Source organism: Arthrobacter sp. LjRoot78 (genome assembly GCF_964254335.1).
Classification (GTDB): Bacteria; Actinomycetota; Actinomycetes; order Actinomycetales; family Micrococcaceae; genus Arthrobacter.
Map to the genome: position 1 here is coordinate 537,431 of NZ_CAXUTG020000001.1, position 11,694 is coordinate 549,124.

9 protein-coding genes are annotated in these 11,694 nt (G+C 65.5%); all 9 read left to right on the forward strand.

Annotation, left to right across the window (positions count from 1 at the left end; genetic code table 11):
• The first annotated feature begins 123 nt into the window (after positions 1–123).
• Positions 124–1,647 (forward strand): ABC transporter substrate-binding protein, encoded by a 1,524-nt coding sequence (locus ACSQ1X_RS02635; protein ID WP_436056551.1) that lies wholly within the window; start codon positions 124–126, stop codon positions 1,645–1,647.
• Positions 1,648–1,653: 6 nt separating this feature from the next.
• On the forward strand, positions 1,654–2,595 hold the full coding sequence (locus ACSQ1X_RS02640; RefSeq protein ID WP_436056552.1) for an ABC transporter permease: 942 nt from the start codon (positions 1,654–1,656) through the stop codon (positions 2,593–2,595).
• Entirely contained in the window at positions 2,592–4,451 is a 1,860-nt protein-coding gene (locus ACSQ1X_RS02645; protein ID WP_436056553.1) for a dipeptide/oligopeptide/nickel ABC transporter permease/ATP-binding protein, read from the forward strand. Before ACSQ1X_RS02640 ends, ACSQ1X_RS02645 begins: the two co-directional genes overlap by 4 nt.
• 50 nt (positions 4,452–4,501) lie before the next feature.
• Complete coding sequence (locus tag ACSQ1X_RS02650; RefSeq protein WP_436059245.1) at positions 4,502–5,347, forward strand: ATP-binding cassette domain-containing protein; 846 nt, start codon at positions 4,502–4,504, stop codon at positions 5,345–5,347.
• Positions 5,348–5,423: 76 nt separating this feature from the next.
• On the forward strand, positions 5,424–6,284 hold the full coding sequence (locus ACSQ1X_RS02655) for a sugar phosphate isomerase/epimerase family protein (RefSeq protein ID WP_436056554.1): 861 nt from the start codon (positions 5,424–5,426) through the stop codon (positions 6,282–6,284).
• A 31-nt stretch (positions 6,285–6,315) separates the two neighbouring features.
• Positions 6,316–7,482, forward strand: coding sequence for a Gfo/Idh/MocA family protein (locus ACSQ1X_RS02660; protein ID WP_436056555.1), 1,167 nt, complete (start codon positions 6,316–6,318; stop codon positions 7,480–7,482).
• Positions 7,483–7,612: 130 nt separating this feature from the next.
• On the forward strand, positions 7,613–8,674 hold the full coding sequence (locus ACSQ1X_RS02665) for a LacI family DNA-binding transcriptional regulator (RefSeq protein ID WP_055801139.1): 1,062 nt from the start codon (positions 7,613–7,615) through the stop codon (positions 8,672–8,674).
• Positions 8,675–8,789: 115 nt separating this feature from the next.
• The gene (gene uxaC / locus ACSQ1X_RS02670; protein WP_436056556.1) at positions 8,790–10,196 is read left to right on the forward strand and encodes a glucuronate isomerase; all 1,407 of its coding nucleotides are present in this window, start codon (positions 8,790–8,792) and stop codon (positions 10,194–10,196) included.
• A complete protein-coding gene (locus ACSQ1X_RS02675) occupies positions 10,193–11,635 on the forward strand; it encodes a mannitol dehydrogenase family protein (RefSeq protein WP_436056557.1) in 1,443 nt (480 codons plus the stop codon). The genes uxaC and ACSQ1X_RS02675 overlap by 4 nt, the downstream gene beginning before the upstream one ends.
• The last annotated feature ends 59 nt before the right edge of the window (positions 11,636–11,694 follow it).

Consider the following 11,694-nt stretch of genomic DNA (forward strand, 5'->3'; position numbering starts at 1 on the left):
TTTGACAATCGGTTGCCAAACGAAGCAACAATGCGTACTGTGAGTCTCACAAGGCCGGTGTGGCCTACGCCACACCGGCCTTACTCTGCAAGTCTCCCGTTCCACAGATCCAAGGAGCCAACAATGAAGTTAGGTCCCAAGGCGGTAGCAACCGCCCTCACCGTCAGCGCGGCGCTCGCCCTGACCGCATGCGGCGGGACGGCAAACTCCGGCCCGAAAGCCGCTGCTGCCACTGCGCTGACCATCGGCACCATCCAGGACGTACGCTCCTGGGACCCGGCCCAGGCGCACGTGGGTCACGTCCTGCAGCCCTACCAGGCTGTGTACGACACCTTGATCCTCCGCGAGCCGGACGGAAAGCTCAGTCCGATGCTTGCCACCGAGTGGAAGTACAACGAGGCCAACACCAAGCTGACGGTTGACCTGCGCACGGACGTCACCTTCAGCGATGGCGCCAAGTTCGACGCCGAGGCTGCCAAAGCCAACATGGACCACTTCAAGAAGGCCAACGGCCCGCAGATGGCCCAGCTCGCATCAGTCTCCGACGTGGCCGTGGTGGATGCGGACACCATCGACATCAACCTTTCCGTCCCGGACCCTGCCCTGGAGTACTTCCTCAGCCAGGCCGCCGGCCTGATGGGCAGCCCCAAGGCACTCGGTACCGAAGGGATCAAGACCGAACCCGCCGGCTCGGGACCGTATGTCATGGACAAGGCCGCTTCGGTCAAGGATTCCCAGACCGTGTTCAAAGCGCGAAAGGACTACTGGAACAAGGACCTGCAGAAGTACCAGAAGCTCACGTTCAAGATCCTGACGGACATCACGGCGCGCACAAATGCCCTGGTCTCCGGCCAGGTGGACGCCACCATCCTGGACCCCAAGACGGGCAAACAGGCCGAGGGCGCCAAGATGAAGCTCGCCGCCAACGAGGTGGACTGGCAGGGGCTGCTGCTGCTTGATCGCGACGGCACCAAGAACCCTGCGCTCAAGGACGTCAAGGTCCGCCAGGCCGTCAACTACGCGTTTGACCGCAAGACCATCCTCGACCAGGTCATGCTGGGCCAGGGCACTCCCACGTCGCAGCCGTTCGGCAAGGCCAGCGGAGCCTGGACCGAAGAGCTGGAAAACCACTACAGCTACGATCCGGCAAAGGCCAAGCAGCTCCTCAAGGAAGCCGGCTACGAAAACGGATTCACGATGGAAATCCCCGCCGTCCCGAACTTCGAAACCCAGATTTCCGTGGTCAAGCAGCAGCTGGCTGATGTGGGCATCACGCTCAATGTCGGCGCTGCGATCACGAATACCTTCACCTCGGATGTTGCAGCCCAGAAGTTCACCACCATGTACTTCTCCCTTTTCCAGGGCGAGCCGACGGTTGCCATCAACCAGATCATCTCCACGAAGGCGCTCTACAACCCGTTCAAGAACGCCAACCCGGAGCTGGACAAGGAGATCGAGGCAGTGCGCGCCGGTGGAGCCGACGCCGGCAAGCTGGCCCAGGACGTCAACAAGTACGTGGTGGAGCAGGCATGGTTCGCGCCGCTGTTCCGTGTGAACCAGATGTACTACCACAACTCCAAGGTTGAGGTAACGCCGCAGATCCAGCAGGCCGTCCCGTCCATCTACAACTACTCACCCGCCAAGTAGGGCACCATGATCAGGTTCATTGCGAAAAGGCTGGGCAGCGGGGCGGTGGTGCTGCTTGTTGTCTCTGCGCTCACGTTCTTCCTGCTGTATATGTCCAGCGGCAGCATCGCCCGGAACATTCTGGGCGACCAGGCCACCGCTGAACAAGTGGCCTTGAAGGAACAGGAGCTGGGACTGGACCAGCCACTCGTTGTCCGCTACCTCGCCTGGGTGGGCGATGCCCTGGCTGGAAACCTTGGCGCATCCTGGTTCACCTCCGAACCGGTAGCCAACTCCCTGGCCAGCCGGATTCCGGTCACCATGACCATGGTTTTCGTAGCAATGATCCTGATCGCCATTTGCGCCGCACTGATCGGTGTAGCCGCTGCAGTCAAGCGCGGCTGGGTGGACAGGGTGGTCCAGGTTGGCGCCATCATCGGCGACTCCGTTCCGGGGTTCGTCATCGGCGTCATCCTGGTCACCATCCTGGCCATCCAGCTGGGCCTCTTCCCCGCCACGAGCACCATCTCACCGGACTCCGGCGCGGACGCCTGGGTCTACTCGATGTCCCTCCCGGTGATCGCCCTGCTGATCAACGGAGTCACCGGCGGCGCGCAGCAGATCCGCAGCGCCGTCATCAAGCAGCTCGAGCGGGACTATGTCCGCACGCTGCGGAGCCGGGGCATCGGCGAGCGCGAAATCCTGTTCAAGCACGTGCTGCGGAGCGCCGCCCCGGCCGGACTGACCGTGCTGAGCCTGCAGCTGATCGGCATGCTCGGGGGTGTGGTCATCATCGAGCAGATCTTCGCCCTCCCGGGTATGGGGCCGATGGCGGTCACGGCAACCACCCAGACGGATCTTCCGGTGGTGATGGGCGTCGTGATGTACACGGTGGTCGTCGTCATTGTGGTGAACCTGCTGGTGGACATTCTTAATGGCTGGCTGAACCCGAAGGTACGTGTGTCATGAGCGATTCTGTAGAAACAGCGGCTGTCGCCGACAGCGCCGTCGCCGTCGCCCCGCCCACGGGCCAGTCCGGCACGGTGGTCCGCTCCACAGTGATCCGGCGCCTGGTCAGGAACCCGCTCGGCATCGCCGCGCTGCTGATCCTGCTGACCATCTCCGTGCTCGCCGTCCTGGCTCCCGTCCTGGCGCCGTTCGATGAGAACTACGCGAATATTGCTAAGACCCTGGCCGAGCCGGATGCCGTGAACATCCTCGGCACGGACAGCGCCGGCCGCGATGTCTGGAGCCGGCTTCTCTTCGGCGCCCAGCTGACGCTCCTTTCCGCCTTGCTCTGCGCCGGGGTTGCCATCACCATCGGCCTGCCGGCCGGGCTGATCGCCGGCTACTACTCCGGGAAATTCGAGGCAGTCTCTAACTGGATGGTCAGCATCACCATGAGCCTCCCCGGCCTGATTGTGCTGCTCACCATCCGGGCCGCTTTCGGTCCGTCGGTTTGGATTTCCATGATTGCCTTCGGCATCCTGATCAGCCCGGCCTACTTCCGGCTGACTCGGACCGCCGTCCAGTCGGTCCGCAACGAGCTGTACGTCGACGCCGCCCGCGTGTCAGGGCTGTCTGACTGGAGCATCATTGTCCGCCACATCTTCTCCGTGGTCCGGGCACCGATCATCATTCAGACTGCAGCCATCGCCGGCGTGGCCATCGCCATCCAGTCCGGCCTGGAGTTCCTTGGCCTGGGCGACCCTTCCAAAGCCACCTGGGGTGTGATGCTCAGCGAGGGCTTCAAGAACGTCTACCTGAACCCGACACTGCTCTTCTGGCCGGCGCTGGCTATGGCGCTCACCATCGGCGGCCTGGTGCTCCTTGGCAATGCCATCCGCGATGCCCTGGAAGACGGCGAGAAGATCAAGCATCGCAAGAAGAAGGTCCATGCAGCGGAAGCCGCTGCTTCAGCCAGCGCCTCTAAGGTAGCGCGCAAGACCCTTGCCGCCGTCGAAGCCGGAACCGAACACCACCTGGTCAAGGTGACCAACCTCGGCGTCGGGTACCCGCAGGCGGACGGCTCGGTCAAGAAGGTAGTGGACGACGTCTCCTTCCACGTGGACCGCGGCGAAATCCTGGGCATCGTGGGCGAGTCCGGATCGGGCAAGTCCCAGACGGCGTTCTCGATCCTTGGCCTGCTGCCTGACACCGCCCGTATAGTGGGCGGCGCCATCCAGTTCGACGGCAACTACACCGTGGCCCCGGGCGACGACAAGGTCAACCAGGACCGGCTGTCCAAGCTTCGCGGCAAGCGGATCTCCTACATTCCGCAGGAACCCATGAGCAACCTGGATCCGGCCTTCACCATCGGCTACCAGTTGGTCACGCCGATGGTGCGCGTCCTGGGAATCTCCAAGGCGGAAGCCACCGAACGTGCCATGAAGCTGCTGTCCGACGTCGGAATTGTCCACCCCGACCGCACCTTCAGGGCGTACCCGCACGAAGTCTCCGGCGGTATGGCACAGCGTGTGCTCATCGCCGGCGCCATCAGCTGCGAACCGGACCTCATCATTGCCGATGAGCCCACTACGGCCCTGGACGTCACCGTGCAGGCCGAGGTCCTGGACCTCATCCGTGACCTTCAGCGCCGCCTCGGCGTCGGCGTGATCCTGGTGACGCACAACTTCGGCGTGGTGGCCGACCTTTGCGACCGCGTGGCCGTGATGCAGAACGGCCGCCTGGTTGAGGAAGGATCCGTCCGCGACATCCTCCGCAACCCGAAGGAGCCCTACACCCAGACCCTCCTGGCGTCGATGCTGGAAGGCAAAACCCCCATGTCCATGCTTGTATCCAGCCAGAAGGAGCCGCTCGCGTGAGCACTGTTGAAGTCAACGAAATTGCCCCGCTCCCCACGGGCCCGCTTCTGATGGTGGACAACCTGGTTGTCGAATACCCAAGCAAGAAGTTCCGGGCCAAGCCCTTCCGGGCCCTGACTGACATCAACATCACCATCGGCCGGGGCGAGACCCTCGGCCTGGTGGGGGAGTCCGGTTCCGGCAAGACCACCCTGGGCCGTGCGGTCCTGGACCTGGCGCCGGTGACGGGCGGCAAGATCACCTTCGAAGGCAAGGACATCAGCCACGCCACCCGCAGGCAGCGGCGGACCCTGAGCCGTGACCTGCAGGTGGTGTTCCAGGACCCTTACACCTCGCTCAACCCGGCCCTGGAGATCGGCGCCATCCTGGCCGAACCCCTTGGCGTGCAGGGCATGGAACAGGCTGCCGCCAAGAAGCGCGTCAGGGAACTCCTGGACCAGGTGGGGCTGCCTTCGGATGCCATCCACCGCCTGCCGCGGGAGTTCAGCGGCGGCCAGCGCCAGCGCGTGGCCATTGCCCGGGCACTGGCCCTTTCGCCAAAGCTGATCGTCTGCGACGAACCCGTCAGCGCGCTTGACCTCTCCACCCAGGCACGCGTGCTGGACCTGTTCCTTCAGATCCAGAAGGACACCGGAGTTTCGTACCTGTTCGTCTCGCACGACCTTGACGTGGTCCGGCACATCAGCCACCGTGTGGCAGTGATGTACCACGGCGAAATCGTCGAGCAGGGACCTGCCGAAGTGGTGACCCGCGACCCCGAACATCCCTATACCCAGCGTCTCCTGCTGGCGTCCCCAGTACCCGATCCGGACCGGCAGGAACAACGCCGGGCGGATCGCCACCGCCTGCTGGACATCCAGCGGCAACAGACCGAACAGGCCGGCGCGCTCGCCTGACACCGGGCGTCAGCCACGGCAGCAGCAATAACAGCAAAGCGGCCCTCGAGGGTCCGGAACATTACGGAGGAACACAGTGGCCAAAATTGGCGTACAGGCGATGATGCTCAGAGACAGCTTCGCCGAGGTGGGGGCGTTCGAGACGCTCCGCAAGGTCAGCGCGATCGGTTACAACGCCGTCGAGATTTCCCAGATCCCGATGACCCCGGAGAACGTCGCCGAGCTGGACCGCTCCCGGACTGAACTGGGCATGGACATCGCGGCGCTGTCCGTCGCGACGGAGACCCCCAAGGGCCGCCCTGGCGACTCCCTGGCAGAGCACTTCGACAAGATCGTGGACGACGCCAAGCGGCTGGACTCAAAGCTCCTGCGGATCGGCATGCTGCCCTTCCCGGCCATGAAGTCGATCGGTGCCGTGGTGGATTTCGCCAAGCAGGCCAACGAATACGCTGAGCGCCTGCAGGAACAGGGCCTGGGCCTGTACTACCACAACCACCACATCGAGTTCGCGAAGTTCGACGGCAAGTACGTGCTGGACATCATCGCCGAGAACTCCCCGGCCATGGGTATGGAAATCGACGTGCACTGGGTGCAGCGCGGCGGGCTTGACCCGGTCCGCACACTGGAAAAGTACGCCGGCCGCACCGCCATGGTGCACCTGAAGGACTACCGGATCGGCGAGCTGCCCGAAGCCTCCTTCGACATGCTCGATTCCGGGGACATCATGGGATTCATGGCCGAATTCAAGAACGTTGTCCAGTTCGCGGAAGTAGGCGAAGGCAACCTGGACTTCGCCTCCATCATCCCCGCCGCGCAGGCTGCCGGCGCCGAGTACATGCTGGTGGAGCAGGACGAGCTCTACGGCCGCACCGTCTGGGACGCTTTGCAGACTTCGTACGACAACCTCGTGGCTCTGGGCCACTCGAACCTTTTCTAGACCGCACCGACTGACTACGGAGAATCAGCACATGAGTAAGAAAGTACGCCTCGGCATCATCGGCCTGGGCCAGCAGGGCGGCGCCTACGCCAAGTTCATCACGGACGGCCTGGTCCCCAACATGGAGATCGGCGCCATCTGCGATATCGATCCCGCGAAGAAGGACCTGGCCTCGGCCGCGTACCCGGACGTTCCCTTCTACGATGACTACATCGCCATGCTGGAAAGCGGCGACGTGGACGCCGTCGTCACCTGCGTGCCGCACTTCCTGCACCCGGAGATGGGCATCGAGACGCTCAAGCGCGACATCCACGCGCTCGTGGAGAAGCCGGCCGGCGTTTACACCAAGCAGGTCAAGGAGCTCAACGAGTTTGCCGCTGGCAAGCCTGAGCTGTCCTTCGCCATCATGTTCAACCAGCGCAACAACCCGCTATACCAGAAGCTGAAGGAAATCGTCGACAACGGCGAGATCGGCAGCATCCGCCGCAGCAACTGGATCATCACCAACTGGTGGCGTCCGCAGGGGTACTACAACTCCAGCGAATGGCGCGCCACGTGGGGCGGCGAAGGCGGCGGCGTCCTGGTCAACCAGGCACCGCACCAGCTGGACCTGTGGCAGTGGATCTGCGGCGTCCCCAAGTCCGTCTACTCCAAGGTTGCCTACGGCTTCCGCCGCGACATCGCAGTGGAGGATGAAGTCACCGCCGTCGTGGACTACGGCAACGGCGCCACCGGCGTCTTCGTCACGGCCACGCACGACCTCGTGGGAACCGACCGCTTCGAGATCCTGGGCGACCAGGGCAAGATCGTCGTCGAAAATTCCAAGACCGCAACGGTGACCCGCCTGAAGAAGCCCGAACGCGAACTCAGCGACGCCATGGACATGAATGATGTCCGCAAGCTCTTTATGGGCGAGCTGAATCCCGCGGAGTACTACACCACCGAAGTCATCGAGTTCGAGTCCGTATGGGGCGGCCAGCACGCCGGTGTCCTGGAGAACTTTGCCGCCAACATCCTGGACGGCACGCCGCTGCTTGCCCCGGGATCGGACGGCATCAACGGTGTCCGCCTCGCCAACGCCATCCACCTCTCCAGCTGGACCGGCACCGAAGTGGGGCTGGACTTCGATGAGGACGTGTTCCTGGCCGAGCTGAACAAGCGCATCGCGGACGAAGGCAAGTTCCCCGAGCGTTCGTAGCCCGGGTCGTGGCCGGCGCGGCAACCGCTGGCCATCCCAAGCCCAACTATCTCGCAGTTAATGTCGTTTTGAGCCCTGAAAACGACATTAACTGCGACCCAGTTGGGGTGTTCCTCGTTAGGATGGGGCGGTGACTGAACCCAAGACGCCGGACGCTGCCGCCCCAACAGCTCCGGCGAAGAAGCACGCCCGGGACGGCAAATCCAACGCCACAATCTACGACATTGCCAAGGTTGCCGGCGTCAATCCGTCCACGGTTTCCCGGGCGCTCAGCAAGCCGGGCCGGGTCAGCGCCAAGACGCAGAAACTCATCGAGGACGCCGCCGCCGAGCTGAACTACCAGGTCAACCCGTTTGCCCGGGCGCTGCCCACCGGCCGGACCAACACCTTCGGCCTGATCGTCGCGGATATCACCAACCCCACGTTCTTCGACATCATCCGCGGCGCGGAAACCACCGCCACGGTGCGGGACTACACCCTGGTGCTGGCCGAGTCCGCTGAGTCCGCCGTTACCGAGCTGACGGCGGCGCGCCGCATGATGGCCACCGTGGACGGCCTCATTCTGGCCAGCCCGCGCATGGATGACGACGACATCCGCGCCCTCGCCCGCGACAAGCCGGTGGTGGTCATCAACCGCGAGGTCGACGGCGTGCCCTGCGTGGTGCCCGACGTGAACAAGGGCATCAGCGAGGCAGTCCGCAGCCTGGCCGCGAACGGCCACCGGAAGGTTGCCTTTGTTGCCGGGCCGCCGCAGTCGTGGATGTCCGCCCGCCGTTGGGAAGGCGTGCAGGCCGCCTGCGAGTGGTCCCGGCTGGAAGCCGTACGGCTGGAATCGAGCAAACCCACGGTCGACGGCGGCAGGCAGGTAGCGCGCGACGTCCGCGCCAGCGGCGCCACGGCCGTGCTGACGTACAACGACCTCCTGGCCATCGGCCTTATGCAGGAACTCCAGGCTGCGGGCATGGTGGTGCCGGACCAGATCAGCATCGTGGGCTTCGACGACATCTTCGGGGCGGATTTCACCACACCCCCGCTCACCACCGTCCGCTCGCCGCTGGGGGAGTGCGGCTCCGGCGCCACAACGCTGCTCCTTGACCTGCTGCACGGCACGGGTGACCCGGCGGGGACGCTGCGCGTCGAGACGGAGCTGGTGCTGCGGGGCTCCAGCGGACGGCTCCTCCCCGCGGGCTGAATCCGGGCCGCCCGTCCCGGCCACCCCACCCCGGCCGCGCGGCCGCCCTCGCAACCTAATGGCAATTTATGGCAACCGGTTGACAAAAGGCTGGAACAGGCCGGACCATTGAGCTATGTCACAGTCGATTGCAGCCAACCCAGACCGGCTCCTGCCCGCGGATCCCGGAACGCGCAGCATTGCGCGCGACCTCCTGCAGCGCGTCCAGGACCTGCCCATCCTTTCCCCGCACGGGCACGTTGACGCCGCAGTCATCGAGCACAACACCCCCTTCCCGGACCCGGCAGCGCTGCTGGTCAGCCCGGACCATTACGTCACCCGGCTGATCCACGCCAGCGGGGTCCCGCTGGACCGGCTGCGCGGCTCGAACACCGCGGAGCCGGACTCCCGCACCGTCTGGCGCGAGTTCTGCCAGGCCTGGCCGCTGTTCGAGGGCACCGCCTCCGGCTACTGGCTCCGCACCCAGTTCGACAGCGTGTTCGGCCTCCAGCAGGAGATCAGCGCCGAAACTGCCGATGCCAGCTACGATGCCATTTCGGCCAAGCTGCTGGAGCCCGGCTTTCGGCCCCGCCAGCTCTTCAAGGACTTCAACATCGAGGTGCTGGCCACCACGGACGATCCCCTGGACAGCCTGGCCAGCCACAAAGCAATCGCCCAGGACCCCACGTTCCACGGCCGCGTCCTGCCCACGTTCCGCCCTGACCAGTACCTGAACATCGCGCATCCCGCATGGTCCGCCAACGTTGACCGCCTCATCGCGGCAGCGGGCGACGGCGCCACCGGTTACGCCGGCTACATCACCGCGCTGGAAAACCGGCGTTGTTATTTCGTGGAGCACGGCGCCGTTTCCGCGGACCACGGCGTCCGCACGCCCGCAACGCTGAAGCTCGACGCCGGTGACGCGGCAAAGCTGTTTGACCGCGCCCGTTCCGGCCAGGCCACGGCGCAGGACCGCGAAGACTTTGAAGCGCACATGATGTACCAGATGGCGCGGATGTCCGTGGAAGACGGCCTGGTCATGACCATCCATCCGGGGTCTTACCGCAACCACCACGAACCCACGTTCAATGCTTATGGCGCCGACACCGGCCACGACATCCCGTTCGCCGTCAACTACACCGAGGCGATCCGCCCGCTGCTGCAGGACTTCGGCACGGCCAAGGACTTCCACCTGGTGCTCTTCACCCTGGACGAGACCGTGTTTTCCCGCGAACTCGCGCCGCTGGCGGGCTTCTACCCGTCCGTTTACCTCGGCGCCCCGTGGTGGTTCCTGGATGCACCGGACGCCATGCTGCGCTTCCGCTCGGCCGTCACCGAGACTGCCGGGTTCTCCCGCTCGTCCGGCTTCATCGACGACACCCGCGCCTTCTGCTCCATCCCGGCACGGCACGATGCGTCCCGCCGGATCGAGGCCTCCTTCCTGGCCCGGCTCGTGGCCGAGCACCGCGTCAGCGAGGACCGCGCCCATGAACTGATCGTCGACCTCGTCGACGGCTCGCCCCGAAGGGTCTTCAAACTGTGAGCACCGAACTGCAACCTAATGCTGCCGAGGAAGCAGGGCCCGCTACGGACCTTCCCCGGCTGAACCGCCGGCTGCGCCCGTCCGCCAAGGCGCCAGTGCGCATCGTCCACCTGGGGCTGGGCGCCTTCCACCGCTCGCACCAGGCCTGGTACACCCACCAGGCGGGGGACGCCGCAGACTGGGGCATCGCCGCCTTCACCGGCCGCCGGCCTGACGCAGCGCTGGCGCTGGCCGAACAGGACGGGCTGTACACCGTGGTGGAACGCGCCGACGGCGGCGACACCTTCGCCGTGGTCAGCAGCATCGTGGAGGCCGTGGACGGCGCCAACGTGCAGCGCCTGGCGGAGCTGATAGCGGCTCCCGCCACCGCCCTCGTCACCCTGACCATCACCGAAGCGGCCTACCGCCTCGGCGCCGACGGGCACCTCGACGCCAAGGCGCCCGACGTCGTCGCCGACCTTTCGCTGCTGGCCGGCAATGGATTCCCGACGACGCCGTTGGGCCGGCTGGTGCTGGCCCTCGCCGCCCGCCGGGCTGCCGGAGCGGGACCGCTCGCCGTGGTCTGCTGCGACAACCTCTCCAACAACGGCACCGTGGCGCACAACGCCGTGGTGGGCATGGCCGGCGCGTGGGACGCGGGCCTCGCTGACTGGATCGATGCCAACATCAGCTTCGTCAGCACCTCGGTGGACCGCATTACGCCGCGCATCACTGACGCGGACGTCGCCGCTGTCCAAGCCGCGTGTGGCTATCGGGACACTTCGCCCGTCGTTGCCGAGCCCTTCGCCAACTGGGTGCTCAGCGGGGAATTCCCCGCCGGCCGCCCTCGCTGGGAAGACGCCGGCGCGGTGTTCGTGGCCGACATCGAGCCGTACGAGAACCGTAAACTGTGGCTCCTGAACGGCGCCCACTCGCTGCTGGCGTACGCGGGCCAACTCCGCGGCCACACCACCGTGGCGCAGGCCCTGGCGGATCCGCTGTGCCTCCAGGCCGTGGAAAAGTTCTGGGACGAAGCCGAAGCGAACCTGTCCGGGCCGGGCGGAAACGCCGCCGGGCTGCAGATCCCGGAGTACCGTGCCGCCCTGCTGGCACGCTTCAGCAACGCCAGGATCGAGCACCACCTCGCGCAGATCGCCATGGACGGCAGTACCAAGCTGCGGATGCGCGCCGTTCCGGTGCTGCAGGCCGAGCGTGCCGCGGGCAGGAGCGGGGCGGCGGCCGCACTCATGATTGTCGCCTGGATGGACTACAGCGCTGCCGCCGCCGCGTTCCAGGATCCGCTGGCCGGGGCCGTGGCTGCAGCCAACCTGCTCGGCGGCACCGAACGGATCCGCGCCCTGCTCAACATCGTGGACCCGGTCCTGGCAGGGGACGGCGCCGTCGTGGACCTGATCGAAGACCTGTGCGGAACGTTCGGGGAGCTGGCTGTCTCCCGCTAGCGTCCTCCGCACGCGCTGCTGCCCGGCTCCCGGATCACCGGGACCCGGGCAGCGGTGTT